Source organism: Pseudomonas sp. GW821-FHT07G10, assembly GCF_059418545.1.
Genome location: NZ_JBWKQB010000015.1, coordinates 1 through 25887 on the forward strand (window position 1 = coordinate 1; position 25887 = coordinate 25887).

Below are 25887 nucleotides of genomic sequence, written 5' to 3' on the forward strand. Positions count from 1 at the left end.
CCGGCCTGCCGATCGCCAACGCCTCGCTGCTCGATGAAGCCACCGCCGCTGCCGAAGCCATGACCTTCTGCAAACGCTTGAGCAAGAACAAAGGCAGCCACGCCTTCTTCGCTTCCCGCCACTGCCACCCGCAGACCCTCGACGTCTTGCGCACCCGTGCCGAGCCACTGGGCATCGAGGTGGTGGTCGGCGACGAACGCGAGCTGACCGATGTCAGCGCGTTCTTCGGCGCCCTGCTGCAATACCCGGCCAGCAACGGCGACCTGTTCGACTACCGCGAGCTGACCGAACGCTTCCACGCCGCCAACGCCCTGGTCGCGCTGGCCGCTGACCTGCTGGCCCTGACCGTACTGACCCCGCCGGGCGAATTCGGCGCCGACGTGGCCATCGGCAGCGCCCAACGCTTCGGCGTGCCGCTGGGCTTCGGTGGCCCGCACGCCGCCTACTTCTCCACCCGCGATGCGTTCAAGCGCGACATGCCGGGCCGTCTGGTCGGCGTGTCCGTAGACCGTTTCGGCAAGCCGGCCCTGCGCCTGGCCATGCAGACCCGCGAGCAACACATCCGCCGCGAGAAAGCCACCAGCAACATCTGCACCGCGCAGGTGCTGCTGGCCAACATCGCCAGCATGTACGCCGTCTACCATGGCCCCAAAGGCCTGACACAGATCGCCCAGCGCATCCATCAGCTGACCGCGATCCTCGCCCAAGGCTTGAGCGATCTGGGCCTGAACGTCGAGCAGGAACACTTCTTCGACACCCTGACCCTGGCCACCGGCGCCAACACCGCCGCCCTGCACGACCAGGCCCGCGCCCAGCGCATCAACCTGCGGGTGGTCGATGGCGAACGTCTGGGTCTGTCGCTGGACGAAACCACCAGCCAGGCGGACATCGAAACCCTGTGGCGCGTGCTGGCCGACGGTAAGGCCCTGCCGAACTTCGCCGCCCTCGCCGCCTCGGTCGAAAGCCGCATCCCGGCGGCACTGGTGCGCCAATCGCCGATCCTCAGCCACCCGGTGTTCAACCGTTATCACTCGGAAACCGAGCTGATGCGCTACCTGCGCAAACTCGCCGACAAGGACCTGGCCCTGGATCGCACCATGATCCCGCTGGGCTCGTGCACCATGAAACTCAACGCCGCCAGCGAAATGATCCCGGTGACCTGGGCCGAATTCGGTGCCCTGCACCCGTTCGCCCCGGCCGAGCAGAGCGCCGGTTATCAGCAGCTGACCGATGAACTGGAAGCGATGCTCTGCGCCGCCACCGGTTACGACGCCATCTCCCTGCAACCCAACGCCGGTTCCCAGGGCGAGTACGCCGGCCTGCTGGCGATCCGCGCGTATCACCAGAGCCGTGGCGAAGACCGTCGCGACATCTGCCTGATCCCCTCGTCGGCCCACGGCACCAACCCGGCGACCGCCAACATGGCCGGCATGCGCGTGGTGGTCACCGCGTGCGATGCCCGCGGCAACGTCGACCTCGAAGACCTGCGCGCCAAGGCCATCGAGCACCGCGAACACCTCGCCGCGCTGATGATCACCTACCCCTCGACCCACGGCGTGTTCGAAGAAGGCATCCGCGAAATCTGCGGGATCATCCATGACCACGGCGGCCAGGTGTACATCGACGGCGCCAACATGAACGCCATGGTCGGTCTCTGCGCACCGGGCAAGTTCGGCGGCGACGTGTCCCACCTGAACCTGCACAAGACTTTCTGCATCCCCCACGGCGGTGGCGGCCCGGGTGTCGGCCCGATTGGCGTGAAATCGCACCTGACGCCGTTCCTGCCGGGTCACGGCACGATGGAACGCAAGGAAGGCGCGGTCTGCGCGGCACCGTTCGGCAGCGCGAGCATTCTGCCGATCACCTGGATGTACATTCGGATGATGGGTGGCGCGGGCCTCAAGCGTGCCTCGCAGCTGGCGATCCTCAATGCCAACTACATTTCCCGGCGCCTCGAAGAGCACTACCCGGTGCTGTACACCGGCAGCAACGGCCTGGTGGCCCACGAATGCATCCTCGATCTGCGCCCATTGAAAGACAGCAGCGGCATCAGCGTCGATGACGTCGCCAAACGCCTGATCGACTTCGGCTTCCACGCCCCGACCATGTCCTTCCCGGTGGCCGGCACCTTGATGATCGAGCCGACCGAAAGCGAAGCCAAGGAAGAACTGGACCGCTTCTGCGACGCCATGATCCGCATCCGCGAAGAAATCCGCGCGGTGGAAAACGGCACCCTGGACCAGGACGACAACCCGTTGAAAAACGCCCCGCACACCGCGGCGGAAATCGTTGGCGAGTGGACGCATCCGTACAGCCGTGAACAGGCGGTGTACCCGGTTGCATCGTTGATCGAGGGCAAGTACTGGCCACCGGTCGGTCGGGTCGACAACGTGTTCGGCGATCGCAACCTGATCTGCGCCTGCCCGTCGATTGCGGACTACCAAGACGCATAAAAACAACGCATTGCCCTGTAGGAGCGAGCTTGCTCGCGATGGTCGCTAACGATAACGCGGGCTTCCTGACGAAACGCGTCAGCTTCAAGTCCATCGCGAGCAAGCTCGCTCCTACAGGTGCACGTCAGCCCCCCAGAGAACAACAGAGGATTTCACTATGTTCAGCAAGCACGACCAGATCAAAGGCTACGACGACGAACTGCTGGCAGCGATGAATGCCGAAGATGCACGGCAAGAGCACCACATCGAGTTGATCGCCTCGGAAAACTACACCAGCCAACGGGTGATGGAGGCGCAAGGCAGTGGCCTGACCAACAAGTACGCCGAAGGCTATCCAGGCAAGCGCTATTACGGCGGCTGCGACCACGTCGACGTGGTCGAGCAACTGGCCATTGATCGAGCCAAACAGTTGTTCGGCGCCGATTACGCCAACGTCCAGCCGCACTCCGGCAGCCAGGCCAACGCAGCGGTCTATCTGGCCCTGCTGCAAGCCGGTGACACCGTGCTGGGCATGAGCCTGGCCCACGGCGGCCACCTGACCCACGGCGCCAAAGTCAGCTTTTCCGGAAAACTGTATAACGCGGTGCAGTACGGCATCGACACCACGACCGGGCTGATCGATTACGACGAAGTCGAGCGCCTGGCCGTCGAGCACAAACCGAAGATGATCATTGCCGGCTTCTCCGCCTACTCGAAAACCCTGGATTTCCCACGCTTCCGTCAGATCGCCGACAAGGTTGGCGCTTACCTGTTCGTCGACATGGCTCACGTCGCCGGTCTGGTTGCAGCCGGTCTGTACCCGAACCCGCTGCCATACGCCGACGTGGTCACCACCACCACTCACAAAACCCTGCGCGGTCCACGTGGCGGACTGATCCTGGCCAAGGCCAATCCGGAACTGGAGAAAAAGCTCAACGCCGCGGTATTCCCCGGAGGGCAAGGCGGCCCGCTGATGCATGTGATCGCCGCCAAGGCCGTGTGCTTTAAAGAAGCGCTGGAACCAGGCTTCAAGACCTATCAGGCACAAGTGATCCGCAACGCCCAGGCGATGGCTGAAGTCTTTATCCAGCGTGGCTACGATGTAGTGTCCGGCGGCACCGACAACCACTTGTTCCTGGTCAGCCTGATTCGTCGGGGCCTGACCGGCAAAGACGCCGACGCCGCCCTCGGTCGTGCAGGTATCACCGTCAACAAGAATGCCGTACCGAACGACCCACAATCGCCGTTCGTGACATCAGGCCTGCGCATTGGCACGCCAGCGATCACCAGCCGTGGTTTCAAGGAAGCTCAGAGCATTGAGCTGGCTGGCTGGATTTGCGACATCCTCGATCATCTCGGCGATGCCGATGTCGAGGCCCATATCGCCAGACAGGCCGCCGCCATGTGCAGTGATTTCCCTGTTTACCGCGACTGATTCGCCTCGCGCTACAAGGTGATCAGGAGCGAGCTTGCTCGCTCTTGCGGATCGTACTTTTCAGTTTGGAGTTTGTTGCATGACCACCGAAACCCTCGCGAAAACATCCTTGCACGCACTGCACCTTGAACTTGGCGCCCGCATGGTGCCGTTCGCAGGCTACCAAATGCCGGTGCAATACCCCTTGGGCGTTATGAAAGAACATCAGCACACCCGCGAACAGGCTGGCCTGTTCGATGTTTCACACATGGGCCAGATCCGACTTCACGGTGCCGGTGCGGCCAAGGCCCTGGAGGCGCTGGTGCCAGTGGATATCATCGATCTACCAGTAGGCATGCAACGGTATGCGCTGTTCACCAATGAAGAGGGTGGCATCCTTGATGACCTGATGGTGGCCAATGCCGGGGATCATTTGTTTCTGGTGGTCAACGCCGCCTGCAAGGACCAGGATCTGGCTCATTTGACCCAGCACCTGGGAGGGCACTGCGAGGTTGAATCGCTATTCGACAGCCGCGCCTTGCTCGCTCTCCAGGGGCCGCGTGCGGCCGAGGTCTTGGGTCGTCTGGCACCCGAGGTGAAGGCCATGACGTTCATGCAGTTCGCTCGCGTGTGCTTGCTCGGGGTCGATTGTTATGTCAGCCGTTCCGGCTACACCGGCGAGGATGGTTACGAAATTTCTGTTCCTGTGGAGCAGGCGATGGTCCTGGCCCGCTCGCTGTTGGCCGAGCCAGAGGTCAAGGCCATCGGCCTGGGAGCCCGCGACTCGTTGCGCCTGGAAGCCGGTCTTTGCCTGTACGGGCACGATATGGAACAGCGTACTACGCCGATTGAAGCCAGCCTGGCCTGGGCCATTTCCAAGTCTCGCCGGGCAGACGGTGTACGTGCCGGTGGCTTCCCGGGCGCCGAGCAAATCCTGGCTCAGCAGCGTGATGGAGTCGTCAGCAAGCGCGTCGGCCTGCTACCCAAGGAGCGTACGCCGGTGCGTGAAGGCACGCAGATCGTCAATGCGAATCAGCAAGTGATCGGTCGGGTCACCAGCGGCGGCTTCGGTCCCAGTCTGGGCGGGCCTCTCGCCATGGGGTATGTGGAGAATGCATACAGCCAGCAGGAGACTGAGGTGTACGCCCTGGTGCGAGGCAAGGTCGTGCCTATGCAAGTGGTCAGAACACCATTCATTGAGCAGCGTTACTACCGTGGTTGAACAGGTGCGCGCTCCATAGCAGAGCGCGACCTTTTGGAGCAGGGATATGACACAAATCCAGATAAGCGACAGGCGCCCCCAACCACTACAGCCCGGCGTAAAACTGCGCGGTGCCGATAAAGTGGCACGCATTCCGGTAAAAATTCTCCCCACTGAAGAGGTCCCGCGCAAACCCGATTGGATACGCGTACCGCTATCGACGTCACCCGAGGTGGCGCGGATCAAGGCGTTGCTGCGCAAGCACAAGCTGCACAGTGTCTGCGAGGAAGCTTCCTGTCCAAACCTGGGTGAGTGCTTTTCCGGCGGCACCGCGACCTTCATGATCATGGGCGATATCTGCACTCGCCGTTGCCCTTTTTGCGACGTCGGTCACGGTCGACCCAAGCCATTGGACGCAGAGGAGCCCGGCAATCTGGCGACCGCCATTGCCGATCTGCGTCTGAACTATGTGGTGATCACTTCGGTAGACCGCGATGACCTGCGCGACGGCGGTGCCCAGCACTTTGCTGACTGTCTACGTGAGATTCGCAAGTTGTCGCCGGACGTCATGCTGGAAACCCTGGTCCCGGATTATCGCGGGCGCATGGATGTGGCTCTGGCGATCACCGAGCAGGAGCCACCCGACGTGTTCAACCATAACCTGGAAACGGTGCCGCGCCTGTACAAGGCTGCGCGCCCGGGCTCGGATTTCCAGTGGTCGCTGGCGTTGCTGCAGAACTTCAAAGAGCGCGTACCCAAGGTGCCGACCAAGTCCGGCCTGATGCTCGGGTTGGGCGAAACGGACGACGAGGTGATCGAGGTGATGCAGCGTATGCGCGAACATCAGGTCGACATGCTGACACTCGGTCAGTACCTGCAACCCTCTCGCAGCCACTTGCCGGTGCAGCGCTTCGTGCATCCGGACACCTTCGCCTGGTTCGCCGAAATGGGGTTGGAGATGGGGTTCAAGAACGTCGCCTCCGGGCCATTGGTAAGATCGTCCTACCGTGCCGATCAGCAAGTACACGACAGCCGCAGTCGCTGACCTTGAGTGGGCTCGAATCTGAATGTCTTCAGCGGGCGCTGGCCAGTCATTGGGTTGTCGATTTGCTCATTTGCTTACTTCGGCAACTCAGATACAAGCATCTGTGATTGTGGATGTTAGGTATTTTTGGCCCGTTCTTATAATGCCCCACTCCCGCTCAGCGTCTAGACGACGCCAGCACATTCGGGTGGTTGCCAGGGAGCAGGCAAAAACAAGAATAATGTAGCCAGTATCGATAGGTAGACCATGAATAACTCTGTGAACGCGACCCCGGCTGGCCCAGGTGTCCAGCTCCCCCGACCCATAATCAATTATTGTCAACTTAATTGCTCAGTCCAAAATTCAACTGTTTACAGACATGGCGCACGTTGCGCGCATTGATGTGGGCAACTGAAAGTAAACCTGAATAAAATTTATTCCCGGCCGAAGATTTTTTCGGGACAACGAGATAAACGAACACAGAAAACAACACAAACCAAGTCGGGGGTAAACCGCCATAATTAGACCTGTTCGGACTTTCAATATCTGCATTCTGCTTAGCTGGATAATAAAAGCGACGCCCAAGTAACTAACTACTACTTGGCGTTATAACACCTTCTATAGCTATTAATCAGAGCCTGAAAAATGAACCTCTATGAAATAATCGGCTATGACCGTAACGGCACTGTCCGTGAGCTGGATACGGCGCTTAACAAAGCAACGCTCAATACCAGGGATGTCACTTTTTCGGCGCTTGGCTTCAATGCGCCAGGCTGGATCGCTGCCTCTTCGATGTCGATACTTTACTCAATATCAGGCCACCATGCGCCGCTGGCCATTTTGATTGCGTACTTCTTTCCGATGTTGGTGATGGCGTTCTGCATGATCTCGCTCACTCGACAGGCGCCGTCAGCAGGTGGAATTTTCACATTCACTACGCGATTTCTGCATCCCAGTATAGGGACGGTGCTCGGCTGGGCGTATGCGGTTGCATGCACTGCGGTGATGGCCATGTGCGCAATCATCGGTACTGAATACATACAGGCGCTGATCCCGGCAGTGGCTGGACTGCTGAGCGCTAAAGTGATCGGGACGAGCCTGATCCTGATCTTCCTGGTCATTTCCTGCAACGGAGTCAATGCCACAGCCAAAGTCGCCAGCGTCTTTCTGATTTTCGAAATCAGCGTTGTCGCTGGACTCGGGTTGCTGGGGCTGATCAATCCTCAGGTCAAAGACTTGTCGATCACCTCCATGTATTCATTGCAGGGCGCTGGTGGTTGGTCCGCGATTGGACCGGGTGTGCTGTTCGGCGTCTGGATGCTCGCCAACTTCGACTCAGCGATCAACTATATAGAAGAGTCGCGTATTCCGGTTCGGACGGTTCAACGCTCCATGCTGCTCGTGCTGACTTCAGCCTTTCTCATTTACAGCCTCGCGGCTATCGGCTGGCAGTTCGCGGTGCCGGTAGAGAAATTGGCGGCAATCATCGAAGACGGTAATGGTGGACCTATCGCTGCTGTCGCTAACGTCTACTTGCCACCCGCCATGGCCTGGATCGCATTGTTCGTGGTGATCACATCGGCCTGCGCCGGACTGCAAATTTCCTCTAGCGCGGCGGCTCGTACGCTCTACCGGATGAGTGAAGAAGGGCATCTGCCAGTAGCGTTGCGCTCAGTCAACAAAACGAAGTCCCCCTGGCTGGCCAGCGTCCTCGTTTCGGCCGTCGCCATCGCGCTGCTCTGGTGGAAACCGCTGGATAAGATCTCGTGGTACTACGACGTAGTGACCATCACGCTGGTCATGTCCTACATGGCCGCTATCGCGGCGTTCATTGCGATGAGCTGGCGCCGTCACAGTTTCGGTATGTGGCTGGCACTGTCGATCCCGGCGTCTCTGGCAATCCTTGTGCTGGGATACATTGGCTATACCGCTGGGGCAAATCCGGTTTCTCCGGAAGACATGTACACCGCCTGGTACTTGGGAGTGCTGACAATAGTGTCCGGGGTAATAATCCTGGTATGGCGCTCGTATATCTCCAAGCGAACTGTGCTTTCTAAAGTCTCCGTTCAATCATGATGCCGAGGGTAAGGCAGAACTTCACGATGAAGGCCTGCTTTAGCCGAATCTATTACCGAGCCTGAATATCACTCTAATTAAAACTATAGGTGAAACTATGAAGCGCGTTGTCGTTATCACTGGGGCTGGAAAGGGTATTGGGCTGGCGACCGCCAGGCGCTTTGCTGCCAATGGCGATCATTTGGTACTGAACTACTTCGACTGCAGCGATGAACTGGAAGCGGTGATAGGTCTCGCCGAAGAAAACGGTGGCGATGGCATCACAGTTCAAGCGGATGTCAGTGATCCTGAAGCGGCAGCCGGAATCATCCGGGAGGCAGAGCGTCGCTACGGGCGGGTCGACATCCTTGTCAATAATGCCGGGCGGCTGGTTTCTGCCACCGTTGCACAGACGACCTGGGCTCAGTGGGAGCAGATGATCAGCACCAATCTCGGGGGGACGTGGGCCTGTATGCAGGCCGTATTGCCAGGCATGCTGGCTCGCGGTCAAGGGCGGATCATCAATATCAGCTCCGAGTTGGGGCTGATTGGATTTGCGACCTACGCGGCGTACTGCGCCTCCAAGGGTGGGGTGATCGCGCTGACAAAAGCGGTTGCAAAGGAGGTTGCCTCGTCAGGTGTCCTGGTGAACACGGTGGCACCGGGCCCGATCGAGACGGACATGCTGATCAAGGACACCATCGAATACAACGATGAGACGCGCGAGGCGATTCCATTGAAGCGCTTCGGCAAGCCGGATGAGATTGCGGCCATGGTCGAAGCCCTGGCCGGCCCCGCGGGAGATTACATGGTTGGCCAGGTAATCAGCCCTAATGGCGGAACCGCAATCTGATTGGCTGGTTGAACTTGAGTTTCAGTGAGCCCGGATTTCTCCATATTAAATAAGTGGCTCGAGCGTAATTATAATAAGAGGAATACAAAATGAGCGCTGTAATGATTACCGGTGGTCTGGGTTATGTGGGTCGATACCTAACCAAGAAGCTCAGTGAGCAAGGTGTTCACGTGGTGAGCTACAATCGTGACTACTCAGAGGCCAAGTCGGAATTCATGACTGCCGTACAGGGTGAGTTGTTCGATATTCCGAAAATTGTCAGGACCCTCCAGGAGTTTGGGGTTGATCGCGTCATTCATACAGCGGCCATGTCGCACCCTGACTTGTCCATAGAGCTCCCGATCACCACGGTGGCGGCCAATATCGATGGCACCATTCATTTACTTGAAGCCATGCGCATGGCAGGCGTTAAAAAGCTCGTCAATTTCTCTTCCGAGGCGGTCTATGGGCATGTCGAGGGCGTGGTTAATGAACAAGTGCCGGTCAACCCAACCACGCCTTACGGTGTAACCAAGCTGGCCACTGAACACTTTGGTCGGGTCTATAACGAACTCTATGGCATGGAAGTCATCTCGCTGAGAATTGCGGAAGTCTATGGCCCTGAAAATAAAATGCCACAAATTCTCAGGGATATACTTAAAGCCGTTCATCGTGGTGAAAAGTTCACACTGCCTTCCGGTGGCGACCATCGATTCCATTATATTCATGTGCAAGACGTTGTCCGTGCGGTACTGATAGCGACGGAAGCTAAAGACATCAAAGGCAGTGTGTTTAATATTGCGGGCGATCGTCCCTGGAGGCTGCATGAGGCAGTCGATATCATCAGGAAGCTGATGCCTGCTGCCCAGATCGAAATCGGTGGTGGTTACTGGCATCTGGATCGACAGGGAGAGTGGGATCTTAGTGCTGCGGAGCGGGAATTGGGGTATCGAGCGCAGTGGAGCCTTGAACAAGGCATAGCACATTATTCTGACTGGCTAATTGATCACGAATATTGATATCAGTTCTCGGCAGCTGTTACAGACGTATTTTTGGTAATTATTGCAGTCAGGAGCAAGCATGATTAACAACCCTATTATTTGGCCAAATGGCGCACGCTGTGCCGTAGCCTTTACCTTTGATATGGATGCAGACAGCATTCTGCATGTGGCACACCCCAAAGACTCAGCGACACGGGTTGCCAGTATTTCAATGCTGCAATACGGTCCTGATGTGGCGGTGCCAAGGATTCTGGAGACGTATCGACGTTTCCAGATCAAACAGACATTTTTTATCCCGGCCTGGTGCATCGAGCACTATCCCAAAGCCATTGAGGCGATTGTCGAAGGTGGTCACGAGATTGCCCATCATGGCTACATACATGAGCATCCAAACGAGCTGAGTCGAGACGAGGAAGCTTACTGGCTCGATCGCGGCTGCGACACCATCAAGCGCTTTACCGGCCAGGCACCGCGCGGATGGCGGGCACCGCTCTATAACATGTCAGAGCACTCTGCTGACCTGTTGATCGAGCGCGGCTTCAGTTATGACGCATCATTGATGGGAGATGATATTCCTTATCTGTTACGGACCTCTGCTGGCGAACTGGTGGAGCTGCCTTCAAGCTGGGCCCTGGATGACTGGCCTCAGTATATGCACAGTATCGACCTTGATTTTCAGATGCCGATTCAATCGCCTCAACGAGCAGTTGAGGTGTTCAAGGCCGAGTTTGATGCCGCGTGGGAATACGGAGGTCTGTTCATACCGGTTTGGCACCCGTTCCTTTCTGGTCGTCTGGCGCGGTGGCATGAGGTCACCAAACTGATCGACTATATGATGTCTAAAGGCGATGTTTGGTTCGCTCGTATGGACGAGATCGCGGCGCATGTTCAGAACAGCGTGGCGAGTGGCGCCTACACGCCACGGATTGATAACCTGCCTTACTATCGAGGGCCAGTGAAAGCCAATAAATAGTCTGCTCTGGTGGAAGGCTGATTGAGAGCGGCCATCTGTGGATGGCCGCTTTTTTACTGCTTGTAGTCATCAAACGGTATTGAATATGGACCGCGACCCAAGTATGAGTTTTACGATTTCGAAGGAATGATGGATGAACTCTTTCCTCCTGGCAGGGACCCCTCCCGCTGAAGCGCAAGTTCTGCCAGCAATCTGAACTCTTGCAGCAGACCGCGGACATAAGCGATCTGGTTGATTGCCCAACGCTCCTCCTCGGCCATCATCTGCTCCAGCGTAAAACCTTCGGGCAATGAGGTTTGACTCATCTCTCGGTAAGGAATAATGGGGTCTTCGCCCTCGTCCACTTGACGGAATGCGGGGGCGATATAGTGGTTTTCCTGCTCCAGGATAAAAGCGATGACCTGGGATCCATTCTCTCCGAGCATCAACAGCTCGAACAACATACGGGCATTGGGCAGGTCATCCTCGGCACTGCCCTGTAGCACGCCATAGTGACCGACTCCATTTTCCTCGGGAACGACACGCACACCTTTCATGTGCACTTGCCGGATATGCGAAGCCAGGGTTTTCAGCGCCGCTAACGGTTGTTCGGCGGCATTGATCATATTGCCGAAATCGAACAGCGCGTGCAGCCGTGGATGATTGATGCGCTCGAGCAGCGTGACAATCTCGCTACTTTTCAGCTCTTCATGCTGTTCAAAGTCAATGTAGAGGTCATACCGTTCGGCTTGTCTGGCGAGGTAGTGCAAGTCCGATTCGATGGTGTTTAAAACGTCGGAAAGCCGTCCTCCATAGCGCGAATAGACGCGGATGTTCTGCACCCCCATAACATGCGCCACCTCAACCACCCGATCCACGTCCGCCTTTTGGGTACTACTGATTTCCAGGTGGATGTCCAACCCCAGCGCCTCGGCCCTTTGGCTGACAATGCGCAGTTGATCGTCGCTCATCCACTGAAGACTGCGCTCTTCGCCATCCAGCAGATGAATGCTGATGCCGTCGAGTGCATGACGATAGGCGAAATCCAGCAGGTCAATCGGCCGGTATGTTCCATAGGTCAGCTTCATCAGCTGGGGGTAAGCATGGGCGAACAAGCGCATGCCATCGAGTCGTTCAAGCAGCTTGGTCGCCAGCGCCGGGGTTAGCTGAGGTACCGGCAGGCCTGCTGCTTTGTGGCGCAATAATGCATCGAAACGCAACTGGATCAACGGCATGCTACCCCTTGGGTCTGACCCATAACGCTGGGCTCATGTTGCGCCAACTGCCAGTCATACTGTCGCCATTGATGCTGGTCGGATACCTGTTTGAGCGCTGGCGCGGGGTTGACGACGCACGCGTGCTGGACCGCGTGCAATAGCGGCAAATCATTCACCGAGTCACTGTAGCCATAGCTGCCCTGCAAGCTGTTGCCATGGTCCTGCAGCCACGCCTGCAAGCGCTCTACCTTGCCTTCCCGAAAACTGAGCACCCCTTTAGTCGCACCGGTAAAGCTGCCTGCTACCTGTTCAAGCTCGATGGCGATCACCTCGCTCACGCCCAGCATGGCCGCGATACGGCGGACGATAAAGTCAGCCGTAGCCGAGATGATTAATAGCGTGTCTCCCTGTTGGCGATGCCACTCAATTTGCCGACGCGCGGCTGGAAATATGCGCGTGGAAATCATGCTGGAGACAAAGTCATCAGCCCATCGTTCCACTTCGCTGACGGCCACTCCAGACAACGGTTGGAGCGTAAAGTCCATGTACTGCGCCATGGATAGTTCGCCCAGATGATAGGCTTGCATCATCGCCTGCTCGGTGACCAGCATGTCGGCTGCTGCCACTCCGCGCTGCACCAGATAGCGCAGCCAGAGACTGGAGCTATCGCAATCGATAATGGTGTCGTCCATGTCAAAAATAGCCAAAATAGTCATGCAACCTCCTGCAGTTCTTCACGATTGAACAGCAGGTCGAGCCGCGCGCCTGCCGGCAGCAAGGATTGCGAACTGCGATTGAGCATATCGACCATCAACGAGCAGCCTTGCGCATCGACGTGGTAACGAATGACATTACCGAGCAGTTGATGGTGACGTACCGTGGCGCGGCACGGCGCGCCCAGATGTGGGCCATAGCTGCGGCCGGCTTGCGCCACATGGATCGCTTCCGGCCGGATTGCCAGTTGTCCTTGTATGTGCAGGCCAAGCAGTTGTTCCGCCTGGCTGGCATCCAGCAGGTTGTAGCTGCCCATGAAGCGCGCTACAAAACCATTGGCTGGACGGGTGTAGATGGTCTCCGCGCTCCCTTCCTGTACGATGCGACCGCCATCCATGACAATGATGCGGTCGGACAGCATCAGCGCTTCTTCCTGATCATGGGTCACGAAAATGGTCGTCAGTTTCAGCTGCGACTGGATCCGTCTGATCTCTTCCTGCAAGTTCTTGCGGATGCGCGCATCCAGTGCCGACAGTGGTTCATCCAGCAACAGGATGCGCGGCCGCACCACCAATGCCCGCGCCAGGGCGACACGCTGACGCTGGCCGCCGGAGAGCTGACTCACGAATTTATTCTCGTGCCCCTGCAATTCAACCAGACGTACCGCGTCGGTCACTCGTTGGAAGGTTTCATCGACACAGACGCCCTGCATTTTCAGGCCGAAGGCAATATTGCCCATCACCGTCAGATTCGGAAACAACGCATAACTCTGGAATACCATGCCTATGCCGCGTTTTTGCGGAGCAACATGGGTAATGTTATTTCCCGCCACATGAATCTGGCCGCTATCGACTTCAGTTAAACCGGCGACGCAGCGTAATAAGGTCGACTTGCCGCAGCCACTGGGGCCGAGCAGGGTCACCAGTTCGCCTTCCTTGATATTGAAATTGATGTCGTCAAACACGCGGGTCTTGCCCGAGCCTTTGCCGAAGTATTTCGACAAGTTGGATACTTCAAGATAATTCATCGCACAGTCCTATCGACTCAAGCGGGTGGCAATCCAGGTCACGCCCAGCGTAAATATGAAATAGCTCATCACCACGGCACTCATAAAATGGCCGCTGGTGGAGCGCACGGAATAGAGATAGACGTTCAAGGTTTCGTAACGGCTGCCAACCAGTATGTTGGCAAATACAAACTCGCCGAGCAGGAAGGAGAACGAGAGAAACAACGATGCCATCAGGCCCTTGCGGATATTGGGCAAGATCACCCGCAAAAAAGCCGCGGTAGTGCTTGCCCCTAGCAGATGCGCCGCATCCATCAGGTCACGCACGTTCAGCCCTTGCAGACCGTTGGCGAGTGCCCGGTACATGAACGGCAGGACAATCGTGAAATAGCACCCTATCAGTACCCACGGAGTACCGATCAGCGGTAACGGGCCGTCGGCATAAATCTGCAACAAGCCCACTGACGAGACCACAGGCGGCACCGCGAACTGGATCAAAATCAGGATGTTCATCCAACGATCCAAGTGTGGAAAATAATAGAACACAACAAATGCGGCAGGCACGATGACCACTGTGCTGAAAACCAATGTGCCCAGTGCAATCAACAGGGAGTGGCTAAATGCGGTCAAGAAGCGCGGCTCTTGCCACAACTTTAGATACCAGTCGAACGTCAGCCCCTCGGGTAATATCGTTGCACTCCAGTGCTGGGAAAATGAATAAATCAGGGTCGCCAGAACAGGGATACTGAGTAGAGCCATCAAGCCAAACAGCACCAACTGGTGATAACGGTTAGTGTGCATGGTAGCTTCTCTTCATTAAGAACTGGTTGACCATCGCCACGAACACCAGCATCGCCACCAGAAGCACGGACAGTGCTGCCGCCAGATTCGGTTCCAGAGAAATGTCCCCAGCTACCAGGCTGGAAATGCGGATGGTGACCAGGTTGTAGTTAGAGGTCATCAGTGCGTATGCACTGGCATACGCCCCCATGGCATTAGCCAACAACAAAATGAAAGTGCCGAATATCGCTGGCAGCAGCACCGGTAACGCAACCAGGCGCCAGTAACTGGCACGGCTGGCACCCAGCAAGGAGGCGGCCTCTTGCCAATCGTCTTGCAGCGCATCAAAGGCTGGATAGAGCAACAGTACCGCTAGTGGTATCTGGAAATAGCTGTAAATCAGCGTCAGCCCAGTCTGCGTGTATAGATTAAAGTCAGCCAGCCAACCCCATCGCCGCAAGAGCAATGTCACGGCGCCATTGGTTCCCATCACGATAATGAAGGCGAATGCCAATGACACCCCACTCAGATTGCTGGCCATATTGGTGAATGCCACCGTCATGTCGCGGACAACGCAATCCACCCGTTTCAACGAAGCGGCGGCCACCAGCGCGATGGCTAATCCAATCAGGCTGGAGCAGACGCAAACCCAAAGGCTGTTGCCAAAGGCCTGCCGGTAAAACGGCGAATGCAGGATCTCGCTGAAATTGGCCAGCGACCATGCGCCATCAACCTGCACGCTGTTGATCAGCAGCCATGCTGTCGGTGCCAGTGAAAACAGCACCAATACACATAACAAGGGCAGCAGGACCAACGCCGCCCGCCAGTGGCGAAAGCGCGGGTAATGCGGGGTGTCGATAGTCGCTGGGATTGCCAGCGGATTCGATGCAGATGTCATACAGCTAGCAATTCCGTATTACATGGTTTTTGATAAGTGAGCGCGAGATACGGCCGCAGCAAAACCTTAGTGCGACCATTGCCCTGCTCTCTGTTCTAATGCTCGCCTCTAAAAACCATAGCGAACGACTCAAGTCGCGCAGCAGGTTTTTAGAAGCGAACTAACGCGGGTGGAATTACTTGTTATAAATCATGACTTGTTCTTGCCACTGTCGTGGTATGGCCTTGGTGGTCGTCTCCCAAGCTGCAAAATCCTGGATCGGTTTGGCGTTACGATATTGCTCAGCCGACAGCATCTTGTCTGTTACATCCTTCGGCAGGACGACGTTGCTGCGAATCGGACGCGCATAACCACGCGCCAGGTTAATCTGGCCGGCATCGCTGAAGATGTATTCACGCGCCAGTTTGGCGGCGTTCGGATGCTGTGCGTATTTGTTGATGAGGGTTGAATAGCCAGCACTCACGCTACCGTCCACGGGAATGGATACCGTGAACTGGGATGGATCAATCTTGTCGCGGTAGCTTAATGATGTGAAGTCCCATAACAGCGCAACTTCCACCTCACCTTTTTCCATGTTGGCGATATTCGCATCGGTCATGGAAAGCCGCCCTTGTTTAGCCAGCTCGGCAAATAACTTATACGCAGGTTGCAGATTCTTTTCATTGCCGCCATTGGCAATCGCCGCTGCCAGCAGAGCGCTATTGGCCTGCGCCGAGACGCCCACTTCGCCTACGGTGACCTTATAGTTGCCTTTGAGCAAATCGCCCCAGGTCTTGGGCGGATCCTTGACCAGCTTGTTGTTGCTGATGAAGGAAATGGTCCCGCTGTAAGCCACCACCCAATGACCGTCTGCATCCTTGGCCCAAGCCGGAATATCGTCCCAGGTGGTCGGCTTGTAGGCCTGGGTAACGCCCTTTCTGACTGCAATCGGGCCGAAAGATTGGCCAACGTCGCCGATATCGCCTGACGCGTTTGATTTTTCAGCGTCGAATTTTGCGACTTCCTGTCCCGAACTCATGTCGGTGTCCTGATGTACCAGGCCGTATTTTTGCGTGATCTGGGCCCACGTATCTTTCCAGTTCGCCCAGTTATCCGGCATGCCCAAGCTATTGACCGCGCCTTCTTTTTTGGCGGCGGCGACTAAAACATCCAGGTCCGGCTGCGCGTACGCACTAGAAACTGCAATCGACAAGGCACTTGCAAGCAAACTCGTAATCAGCATTTTTTTCATGGGATAGCCGTGTGGTATAGACCAGATTGAGGCGGAAACTGGATGCTACCCATAAAAAATGACCGAAATGTGACAGTTGGGACGCGTTAAGCGCCTGATCGAGATGGAACAGGTGCTGCCCTGGAACGACCTGCTGGCGTTGATCGAGGCGCACTGAGGGCTGTCGTTGCAGCACATTCACGTGCCCGGCTCGACCAGGAACAAGGAAGGTAAACGCGATCCCAAGATGCACCTGAGCGCAAACGCGGACGAAGGTCGAGCACCCGCTTCGGGTGATCAAACGTCAGAGGGGTAGTGGGCGAGGTGTGCCCGAAGAGAGTCAGTTGAATGTCGTAAAGGTAATGAAATCATGAACTGGGATAATATCAGCGCTCTAAAATCATCCAGACCAACACCGTGACAGAAAAAATCACTACCCAAGCTGCCACCATCTATCACGCATTGGCAACGCAAATCATCAATGGCACGCTGGCGTCCGGTAGCAAGCTCCCTTCCGAGCGAGAGCTGAGCGACCTGTTTTCCACAACCCGCATCACGCTCAGAGAAGCCCTGCAAAGAATGGAGGCGGAAGGATCGATCTATCGGGAAAGCCGGCGCGGCTGGTTTGTTACCCCACCTCGACTGGTGTACAACCCCTTCACAAATTCGCTGTTCCACCAGATGGTCGAAAGTCAGGGGCGCAAGGCGCTCACACAGGTCATTTCGACGAGTACGGAATTGGCGAGCCCGGAGTTATGCCTGAAGTTGGCGCTGCCACCGTCAAGCATGCTGCACTGCATACGTCGCCTACGTTATGTCGATGGGCGCGTCGTCATGTTTGTAGAACATTATCTGAAACCAGAATTTGTCCCGGATATATTGAAGCTTGATCTGACTCAGTCGCTGACATCCATTTACCGAAAGCATTATGACATCCAATGCGGCCGCGCCACTTTTGATATCTACCCCACTGCGGCGCAGGCTAGCGTGGCGAATTATCTCAACCTGCCAGAAGGTAGCCCGCTGTTAATGATCATTCGCGTCAACTATGACCAACATGGACAAATTCTTGATTGCGATCGCGAGTTTTGGCGTCATGACGCAGTCCGAATTTCTATGGATAGCCAAACACTGCATTCTGACAAGATAGCTTAACCATCTTCATGGTTGAGCGGATGATACACGGCCTCTGCTGACTTCTCGCTCCGGCTAGCGCCGTCGCCCTTTCAGGCACAAGGCGAGATCTCCCCAGGTAAGAACGCAATCCTTCACCACACAACCGCCGGATTTACGCCGCCTGACCCTTGACCACAAGAGCTTCGCGATTTTGTGCCCGCTCGCCCTGGTCGGCTTCGCCTTGTATCCGGTTCTTGTCCATCGGCTCGCGGCTTCGATTCACGCTTCCTCCCCACACTCGGTCGCCCTCATGCAGTTGCGCTTCACTTCGTTCGCTGTGGTCAGCTTACGGCGGGACTTTCACCCACAAGATTGCGCCCATGCTGGGCGCACACAAAAACGCCACTCTATTGAGTGGCGTTTTTGTAAATCCTGGAGTGGGAAACGAGACTCGCATCTGGCGTCCGACCCATTGAAATATAAAGGTTTTTTAATATCCCCTCAGTGGGAATGGACTCATTTTTGGACTTGTTCGGAGGGCATGTCAAGAACGAGAAGAACATAAGTCCGAGTCGCGCTACCGAGTGCTTTCTACAGCCACGTGGAGAAGCAGCTATCAGGCCGTGGGTATCATTTTCCACAGGATTGCCGCGATGGTCGGAGGTGCGTCGATCAGATGTGTTCTCTCGCTTATCGTGGCGATTCAAAAACGACATCGCCCGATCGAACACCACTCCAAATATCGAACGCCGCAAAAGCGGCCTCGCCGTCGATGGACTCTTGATGAGCATGGTATCGGAGCTCCCCGCACCTAACTGACAGTCAATAACTGAAATCATGCCCCAACTCTTTCTGCATCCATTCCAGGAATCGTCTGACCCGAGGAAAGTTTGAGTGGGCCCTTGGGAAAACCAAATGGTGTGCAGTAATCGAAGCGCTCAGCTCCGGTGCTACCTCTACCAAAGCACCGCGTGCGAGATAATCCTGTGCCAGCAACGTGCTTTCCAAAGCAAAGCCAAGCCCGTGGCTGGCAGCCTCGAGCGTCATGTAAGACCGGTCGAAACTCAGAGAATACGGTTTTTCAGGACGTGACAAGCCATGTTGTGCAAACAACTGTGGCCATTTGATCAGCGTGGCTTCCGACAGGATCAGATTGCTGTCCAACAAATCCGCAACAACTCGGATGGGGCGCTTTTCCAATAGCTTCGGGGAAGCCATCACCGCAATCTTTTCATTGCGCATCGTCCGCACTTCGTAGCTGGGCCAATTGGGCATCCCATGGCGGATGTCGACATCGATCTTGTCTCGACTGAAGTGCAGTGATTCGTAGGAACACGAGAGGTTGAGCTGAATATCGGGATGGCTCTGGCGAAACTGCTCCAGACGCGGCATCAGCCATAACAGGCCAAAACTGGGCGACGAGTGCAATCGCAGACAATCAAGGCTGACATCACTGGCGGCGCGCTCGGTCGCCACGGCGAGACTGTGCAGGATGCCGGAAACCTCAGTGAGGTATTGCTCGCCGATCGGGGTCAGCGTCACGCCTCTGGCCGTTCTGAAAAATAACTGTCGACCGATCATCGCCTCCAGTTTGGCCAACTGGTGGCTGACCGCCGAGGGTGTCAGGTCGAGCAGCTCAGCCGCGCGCGCTACATTGCCAAAGCGGGCGGTCTGTTCAAAGGCCTGAATGGCTTTCAGGGGTGGCAGTATCGCAGGTGCATCGCCGGGTGAACGCATGATTATTGTTATTCCGCTGCAAGTGGCATAGGCCGGGCGTTCACCTATTCAACCATCCGATCACTTCATTGGCGAGTGCTGAATTTTTTTCAGCATCCAGTGAAGTTCACGTTATTGCTCAAGGCGGGCCTGGGGAACAAGCTGAGTCATCGATTCGATTCGGATCGACCCAATAACAACAATCAGAGGTACCCTCCCATGCTTCTTCAAGGCAAGGTCGCGATCATCACCGGTGCAGCTTCAGCACGTGGCATTGGCCGGGCAACAGCGATCACTTTCGCGCAACAAGGCGCCCACGTCGTGATACTGGATCTGGATGAATCCGCCGCACGTGATGCCGCAGCTTCCCTGGGCGAAGGCCATCTCGGGCTCGCAGCCAACGTCGCTGACGAATCGCAAGTTCAACAGGCAGTCGCCAAAATCATCGAGCATTTCGGCCGCATCGATATTCTCGTCAACAACGCCGGCATCACCCAACCACTCAAGACCCTGGACATCCGCCCTGCCGATTACGACAAGGTGCTGGACGTCAGCCTGCGCGGCACCCTGCTCATGTCACAGGCAGTGATTCCAACCATGCGTCAACAGTCCTCCGGCAGCATCGTGTGCATGTCGTCCGTTTCCGCTCAACGGGGCGGTGGCATTTTCGGTGGCCCTCATTACAGTGCCGCCAAAGCGGGCGTGCTGGGTCTGGCCAAAGCCATGGCGCGCGAACTCGGGCCGGACAAGGTACGCGTCAACTCGATTGCTCCCGGGTTGATTCACACCGACATCACCGGCGGCCTCATGCAGGACGAGCGCCGGCACGCGATCATCGACGGCATCCCCCTGGGACGTTTGGGTGAAGCTCAGGATGTCGCCAACGCGGCGCTGTTTCTGGCCAGCGACCTGTCCTCCTACCTGACCGGCATCACTCTGGATGTGAACGGCGGAATGCTGATTCACTGAGCACACCTGGCGGGCCTCGCGGCCCGTGCGGTTCTGGATCGACGATGCAGCCGGGCCTTATGGCTTGGCGATCAATAAAAACAAGAGATCAGACCTCATGACAACCCTGTCGCTCGAAGCGGTTTCGACCGTGCGCTCCAACGCCTACCGTAAAACCGCGTGGCGCTTGATGCCTTTTCTGATGCTGTGCTACCTGTGCGCTTACCTTGATCGGGTCAACGTCGGCTTTGCGAAGTTGCAGATGATGAACGATCTGTCGCTCAGCGAAACGGTCTACGGACTGGGCGCGGGCATGTTCTTCATTGGGTATTTCCTGTGCGAAGTGCCGAGCAACATCATTCTGCATCGGGTGGGTGCGCGCATCTGGATTGCGCGGATCATGATCACCTGGGGCATCGTGTCTGCCCTGTTCGCCTTCGTCGAAACCGCCTGGCAATTCTATGCACTGCGCTTTCTGCTCGGCATTGCCGAAGCTGGTCTGGCGCCTGGACTGTTGCTGTATTTGACCTACTGGTTTCCGTCCTACCGTCGCGCCCGTATGACCGTGCTGTGGTTTATCGCCATTCCGCTCTCCGGGATGGTGGGCGGGCCCCTCTCCGGCTGGATCATGAACCATTTCGCCGGTATGCATGGCTGGGCTGGATGGCAGTGGATGTTTGCCCTGGAAGCCGTTCCCACTGTCGTGGTCGGATTGCTGGTGCTGAGCTACCTCAAAGACGGCGTGCATCAAGCCACCTGGCTCGACGACGAAGAGAAAGCACTCATCAGCCGGGAGCTGGCCGAGGATGAGGGCAAGAAGGTTACCCACGCCTCCCCTGGTGCATTCATCCGTGATCGGCGTCTCTGGTTGCTCGCCGCCATCTACTTCTGCGTGGTGATGGGGCAATACGCAATCACCTTCTGGCTGCCGACCCTGGTGCGTAACGCAGGGGTTTCCGATCCGCTGAAAATCGGCCTGCTGACCAGCCTGCCCTACCTCTGCGCGATTGTGGCCATGCTGTATGCCGGACGCAGTGGTGACAAACATCGCGAGCGCCGTTGGCATCTCATTGTACCGATGATCGCAGGTGCTATCGGGCTGAGCCTGGCGGCTCTAATGGGGGGAAATGTGACGCTCTCCATTCTCAGCCTTTGCCTGGCCGCTTCCGGAATTTTGTCCGCCACGTCGCTGTTCTGGATGCTACCCACCACGTTGCTGGGTGGCGTATCCGCTGCCGCGGGCATCGCGGCCGTCAACAGCTTTGCCAACCTCGCGGGCTTCTGTTCGCCCTATCTGATTGGCTGGATCACCACACTGACCGGCTCCAGCGCCATTGGCATGTATCTGATCACCGGCGTACTGGTCGGCGGCGCCTTGTTGGTGCTGCGCGTTCCCGCCGCCCTGGTCAATCGTTGAGTTAACGGAGTTTTCACCATGACGACTAATCCTTCATACGTTTCATCCAAAACCCTGGTGGAGCGCGCCCACAATATTCGCCGCCACGCGCTGCGAATGGGTCAAGTCCAGGGACAAGGCTATGTCGGCCAAGCCCTGGGGGCCGCTGACCTGCTGGCAGTGTCCTACTTCCACGCGCTGAGCTATCGGCCCGAAGACCCCGAATGGGAAGAGCGCGATCGCTTCTACCTCTCGATCGGCCACTACGCGATTGCCCTGTATGCGGCCTTGATCGAAGCGCAAATCATCCCGCTCGACGAGCTTGAAACCTACGGATCGGACGACAGCCGCCTACCCATGTCGGGCATGGCCACCTACACCCCGGGAATGGAAATCACCGGAGGCTCACTCGGCCAGGGCTTGGGCATCGCGGTAGGTGCCTGCCTGGGCCTGAAGCGGAAAGGATCGCCCTCCTTCGTCTACAACCTGCTATCGGACGGCGAACTGAATGAAGGTTCGACCTGGGAAGCGGTGATGTCGGCGTCTCACTGGAAGCTCGACAACCTGATCGCGATTGTCGACGTCAACAACCAGCAAGCCGATGGTTACTCAAGTGAAATTCTGTCGTTCGAGCCGATCGTGGATCGCTGGCAGGCATTCGGTTGGTTCACCCAGCGCGTCGATGGCAATGACCTTGATGCATTGGTCAGCGCATTCGACGCCGCCCGCAGCCACCCTGGAACCCAACCACGCGTCATCATCTGCGATACCCGCATGGGCAAGGGCGTGCCGTTTCTGGAAACCCGCGAAAAGACACATTTCATCCGCGTGGAAGAACACGAATGGGATCTGGCGCTGAACAACCTTGAAGAAGGAAAAAACCAATGAGTAACGCAGCCAACACTCCGACCTCGACGGGCGAACCGGCAAAAAAACGCCTCACCACCTCGGCGATGATCGCCTCGATCGCCTCCGAAGGCCAAGCCACCAAGTCGGCACCTTTCGGGCATGCGTTAGCCGCGCTGGCGGATCAGCGTCCGGATATCGTCGGCATGTCCGCCGACTTGTCCAAGTACACCGACCTGCACATCTTCGCCAAGGCGCATCCAGATCGCTTCTATCAAATGGGCATGGCTGAGCAACTGCTGATGAGTGCGGCGGCGGGGATGGCTCGGGAGGGCTTCGTTCCCTTCGCCACAACCTACGCGGTTTTCGCCTCCCGTCGCGCCTACGACTTCATCTGCATGGCGATTGCCGAGGAAAACCTCAACGTCAAAATCGTCTGTGGATTGCCTGGCCTCACGACCGGCTACGGCCCAAGCCACCAGGCCACAGACGACTTGGCGATCTTCCGCGCCATGCCCAACCTGATGATCGTCGACCCGTGCGATGCATTGGAAATCGAACAGGCAGTGCCGGCCATTGCCGCGCATCAAGGGCCCGTCTACATGCGTTTGCTACGCGGGAATGTGCCGCTGGTGCTGGATGAATACGGCTACAAATTCGAGATCGGCAAGGCCAAGACCCTTCGCACCGGCAACGATGTTTTGATCATCTCCACGGGTTTGATGACGATGCGCGCACTGGAAGCGGCCAAACAGCTGCAGGCCGACGGAATTGATGTCGCCGTGTTGCACGTGCCGACAATCAAACCACTGGATGAACAGACCATTCTTGCCGAAGCGAGAAAAACCGGTCGATTGGTAGTGACCGCAGAGAACCACTCCATTATCGGTGGGCTAGGTGAAGCCGTTGCCGGGGTATTACTGCGCAATGGGGTGACACCAACCTTCAGGCAAATCGCCCTGCCTGATGCGTTTCTGGATGCGGGTGCATTACCGACGCTGCATGATCGCTACGGCATTTCGACTCAGGCTGTCAGCGCCCAAATCAAAGCCTGGCTTTGACCGCAGACACCAGCAGCACCCACAACATCAGACTCAATCGAACGGTTTGAAAACCTGAATCTGCGCCCAGATAGCGGCCTATGGAGACAGCGGTCGCTATTCATATACGTGCAAGTCCCCTGCCCCGCGAGCATCGACACCGCAGCATCGGTTCCGAGGCCAAGCCTTTAACGGCTGGTAGCCCCCTGCAGAAAAAACTGCATGACCTGCGGCGCCATACCCACCCGGGCAACCCGCCCGCGCCGTTCTGCATCAACAAATCCGTAAATGATCGAGGCAAACATCTCTGTCAGCACCTGGGCATTGATGTCGATGCGAAACACCCCTTCGTGCTGACCGCGCAGGAAGAAATTGTCCAGCGCGTCCGAATAAGGCTTCCAGCGACTGCCGCCTGCGCATTCATCCAGCGAATCAGGCCGCCACTGGAAGGCCAGGAAAGTCAGTAGTTCACGATGGGTCAAATGACTTTCGATCAGGCGCTGGAGGGCCTCAAGAGGCGGTGCCTCCTGCAGGTTCGCGTTATCCATGACCTGATTGATCACAATAGCGCCGTAATTGAACAGCATCTCAATGAGGTTGTTACGCGTGCCACAGAAGCGATTCAACGTGGCCTTGCTCACACCTGCGGCTTCGGCGATGTCTTTGAACGTCCCTGCCGGGTGATCGACCATGGCAATCGCTAGGGCCTTCAACAGTTTCTCGTTCGCTGCGGATAAATCCATTTGGCGTTTCTTCGATGATCAGAATGACGTGCGGGCCATTGTGCAGAAATGGCCCAGCTTCTCAAGTGCTATGGCTAAGTTGCTCACAAAAGCATCTTATGAGTCAATATTGACTCATTTGATAAAGTAAACAATCATTCGCATCTTTAGCAGCTAACGGGCCTTGCCCAGGTGAAAGATGAGTACGTCGCGCAGATGGCAAGTGGTTCCGGTACTCCCTTTACTGGCTGTGTTGAGCCTGGCAGGTTGTGATAAGCCGCCGCAGGGTTGGGGCGGACCCGGGGGGCCGCGTGAAGTCGAAGCGATGACAGTCAGCAGCGAACCACTGACCCTGATCGCACAACTACCGGGGCGTGTAGAGCCGGTGCGCGTGGCTGAAGTGCGCGCACGGGTAGCGGGCATCGTGCTGGCTCGGCATTTCGAGGAAGGCGCGGATGTCAAAGCCGGCGATCTGCTGTTTCAGATCGACCCGGCGCCGTTCAAGGCTGCACTCTCGCGGGCTCAGGGCGAGCTGGCCAAGACCGATGCGGCGCTGTTCCAGGCTCAGACGACCGTCAAGCGTTATGAACCGCTGGTCAAGATCGAGGCCGTAAGTCAGCAGGACTTTGATACCGCCAAAGCGGCCCTGCAAAGCGCTCTGGCAGCCAAGCGCTCGGCCCAGGCCGATGTCGAGACAGCCCAGTTGAACCTGAGCTACTCCACGGTCAAAGCCCCTATCGCCGGGCGCATCGGCCGAGCCCTGGTCACCGAGGGTGCATTGGTCGGTCAAGGCGACGCAACCATGATGGCGCGCATCCAGCAACTGGACCCGATCTACGTCGACTTCACCCAGCCCGCAGCCGATGCATTGCGTATGCGCGCCGCCATCGAACAGGGGCGCCTTACCGGCAACGCTGAAACACCGCTGACCCTAAGTGTCGAAGGCTCAGAGCACCAGAGCCAGGGCGAGTTGCTGTTCTCCGATGTCGCCGTGGACCGCGCCACCGGCCAGATCTCGCTGCGCGGGCGCTTCGCCAACCCGGGAACGGCGCTGCTGCCGGGCATGTACGTGCGCGTCAGTGCGCCACAAGGCCTGGACAAGGCCGCCATTCTGATACTGCAACGCGCCGTGCAGCGCTCTGCCGATGGTCAGGCACGAGTGCTGGTCATCGGCCAGGACCAGACAATCGAAGCCAAACCGGTGAACACCGGCGCCATGCAGGGCTCCCGCTGGCAGATCACCAAGGGACTGGTCGTTGGTGACCAGATCGTCACCGGCGCAATGAACGGCATCAATCCTGGCGACAAAGTCATTGCCAAATCGCTGACTACCCAGCAGGCCAAGGTCCAGTAAGGGCGTAGCGCTC

The 25887-nt window shown here is 57.2% G+C and carries 22 protein-coding genes; 14 read left to right on the plus strand and 8 right to left on the minus strand.

Annotated elements, in window-relative coordinates; all coding sequences use genetic code 11:
* From gcvP to AC07O1_RS17235, 8 genes are all read left to right on the plus strand, one after another.
* Window positions 1-2453: aminomethyl-transferring glycine dehydrogenase (gene gcvP, locus AC07O1_RS17200; protein WP_495089484.1), on the plus strand; the 2453-nt coding region annotated here is incomplete at its 5' end.
* Window positions 2454-2610: 157 nt separating this feature from the next.
* Window positions 2611-3867, plus strand: coding sequence for a serine hydroxymethyltransferase (glyA, locus tag AC07O1_RS17205; RefSeq protein ID WP_495089485.1), 1257 nt, complete (start codon window positions 2611-2613; stop codon window positions 3865-3867).
* Between the two features lie 79 nt (window positions 3868-3946).
* A complete protein-coding gene (gene gcvT / locus AC07O1_RS17210) occupies window positions 3947-5068 on the plus strand; it encodes a glycine cleavage system aminomethyltransferase GcvT (protein ID WP_495089486.1) in 1122 nt (373 codons plus the stop codon).
* Window positions 5069-5114: 46 nt separating this feature from the next.
* Complete coding sequence (gene lipA, locus AC07O1_RS17215; RefSeq protein WP_495089487.1) at window positions 5115-6092, plus strand: lipoyl synthase; 978 nt, start codon at window positions 5115-5117, stop codon at window positions 6090-6092.
* A 624-nt stretch (window positions 6093-6716) separates the two neighbouring features.
* Window positions 6717-8147: an APC family permease gene (locus tag AC07O1_RS17220; RefSeq protein ID WP_495089488.1), complete on the plus strand. Its 1431-nt coding sequence runs from the start codon at window positions 6717-6719 to the stop codon at window positions 8145-8147.
* A gap of 97 nt (window positions 8148-8244) precedes the next feature.
* Window positions 8245-8979 (plus strand): SDR family NAD(P)-dependent oxidoreductase, encoded by a 735-nt coding sequence (locus AC07O1_RS17225; RefSeq protein ID WP_495089489.1) that lies wholly within the window; start codon window positions 8245-8247, stop codon window positions 8977-8979.
* Window positions 8980-9068: 89 nt separating this feature from the next.
* Window positions 9069-9977, plus strand: a complete 909-nt coding sequence (locus AC07O1_RS17230) for an NAD-dependent epimerase/dehydratase family protein (RefSeq protein ID WP_495089490.1) — start codon at window positions 9069-9071, stop codon at window positions 9975-9977.
* 61 nt (window positions 9978-10038) lie between these two features.
* Window positions 10039-10932 (plus strand): polysaccharide deacetylase family protein, encoded by an 894-nt coding sequence (locus tag AC07O1_RS17235; RefSeq protein WP_495089491.1) that lies wholly within the window; start codon window positions 10039-10041, stop codon window positions 10930-10932.
* A 110-nt stretch (window positions 10933-11042) separates the two neighbouring features.
* Here AC07O1_RS17235 and AC07O1_RS17240 read toward each other — a convergent pair whose 3' ends face one another.
* The 6 genes from AC07O1_RS17240 to AC07O1_RS17265 form a co-directional block, all read right to left on the minus strand.
* The gene (locus tag AC07O1_RS17240; protein WP_495089492.1) at window positions 11043-12146 is read right to left on the minus strand and encodes a sugar phosphate isomerase/epimerase family protein; all 1104 of its coding nucleotides are present in this window, start codon (window positions 12144-12146) and stop codon (window positions 11043-11045) included.
* On the minus strand, window positions 12137-12844 hold the full coding sequence (locus AC07O1_RS17245; protein WP_495089493.1) for an HAD family hydrolase: 708 nt from the start codon (window positions 12842-12844) through the stop codon (window positions 12137-12139). The genes AC07O1_RS17240 and AC07O1_RS17245 overlap by 10 nt, the downstream gene beginning before the upstream one ends.
* Window positions 12841-13869: an ABC transporter ATP-binding protein gene (locus AC07O1_RS17250; protein ID WP_494993181.1), complete on the minus strand. Its 1029-nt coding sequence runs from the start codon at window positions 13867-13869 to the stop codon at window positions 12841-12843. Before AC07O1_RS17250 ends, AC07O1_RS17245 begins: the two co-directional genes overlap by 4 nt.
* 9 nt (window positions 13870-13878) lie before the next feature.
* Window positions 13879-14649, minus strand: a complete 771-nt coding sequence (locus tag AC07O1_RS17255; protein ID WP_495089494.1) for an ABC transporter permease — start codon at window positions 14647-14649, stop codon at window positions 13879-13881.
* A complete protein-coding gene (locus tag AC07O1_RS17260) occupies window positions 14639-15526 on the minus strand; it encodes an ABC transporter permease (protein WP_495023515.1) in 888 nt (295 codons plus the stop codon). The genes AC07O1_RS17255 and AC07O1_RS17260 overlap by 11 nt, the downstream gene beginning before the upstream one ends.
* A 175-nt stretch (window positions 15527-15701) precedes the next feature.
* The gene (locus AC07O1_RS17265; protein WP_495089495.1) at window positions 15702-16757 is read right to left on the minus strand and encodes an ABC transporter substrate-binding protein; all 1056 of its coding nucleotides are present in this window, start codon (window positions 16755-16757) and stop codon (window positions 15702-15704) included.
* Window positions 16758-17153: 396 nt separating this feature from the next.
* On the opposite strand from AC07O1_RS17265, the gene AC07O1_RS17270 reads away from it, so the two are divergent.
* The gene (locus AC07O1_RS17270) at window positions 17154-17891 is read left to right on the plus strand and encodes a UTRA domain-containing protein (RefSeq protein ID WP_495023516.1); all 738 of its coding nucleotides are present in this window, start codon (window positions 17154-17156) and stop codon (window positions 17889-17891) included.
* A gap of 783 nt (window positions 17892-18674) precedes the next feature.
* Here AC07O1_RS17270 and AC07O1_RS17275 read toward each other — a convergent pair.
* Window positions 18675-19589 carry a LysR substrate-binding domain-containing protein gene (locus tag AC07O1_RS17275; protein WP_495023517.1) on the minus strand — a complete coding sequence of 305 codons (915 nt, stop codon included), beginning with the start codon at window positions 19587-19589 and terminating at the stop codon, window positions 18675-18677.
* A 198-nt stretch (window positions 19590-19787) separates the two neighbouring features.
* Between AC07O1_RS17275 and AC07O1_RS17280 the strand changes: the two genes are divergently transcribed.
* The 4 genes from AC07O1_RS17280 (at window position 19788) to AC07O1_RS17295 (ending at window position 23819) form a co-directional block, all read left to right on the plus strand.
* Window positions 19788-20537: an SDR family NAD(P)-dependent oxidoreductase gene (locus AC07O1_RS17280; protein ID WP_495012139.1), complete on the plus strand. Its 750-nt coding sequence runs from the start codon at window positions 19788-19790 to the stop codon at window positions 20535-20537.
* A gap of 97 nt (window positions 20538-20634) precedes the next feature.
* Entirely contained in the window at window positions 20635-21933 is a 1299-nt protein-coding gene (locus tag AC07O1_RS17285; protein WP_495089496.1) for an MFS transporter, read from the plus strand.
* An 18-nt stretch (window positions 21934-21951) separates the two neighbouring features.
* Window positions 21952-22800, plus strand: a complete 849-nt coding sequence (locus AC07O1_RS17290; protein ID WP_495023520.1) for a transketolase — start codon at window positions 21952-21954, stop codon at window positions 22798-22800.
* Complete coding sequence (locus AC07O1_RS17295; protein WP_495001931.1) at window positions 22797-23819, plus strand: transketolase family protein; 1023 nt, start codon at window positions 22797-22799, stop codon at window positions 23817-23819. Before AC07O1_RS17290 ends, AC07O1_RS17295 begins: the two co-directional genes overlap by 4 nt.
* A gap of 167 nt (window positions 23820-23986) precedes the next feature.
* Here AC07O1_RS17295 and AC07O1_RS17300 read toward each other — a convergent pair whose 3' ends face one another.
* A complete protein-coding gene (locus AC07O1_RS17300; protein WP_495089497.1) occupies window positions 23987-24541 on the minus strand; it encodes a TetR/AcrR family transcriptional regulator in 555 nt (184 codons plus the stop codon).
* A gap of 178 nt (window positions 24542-24719) precedes the next feature.
* On the opposite strand from AC07O1_RS17300, the gene AC07O1_RS17305 reads away from it, so the two are divergent.
* On the plus strand, window positions 24720-25874 hold the full coding sequence (locus AC07O1_RS17305; RefSeq protein WP_495089498.1) for an efflux RND transporter periplasmic adaptor subunit: 1155 nt from the start codon (window positions 24720-24722) through the stop codon (window positions 25872-25874).
* Window positions 25875-25887 lie beyond the last annotated feature (13 nt).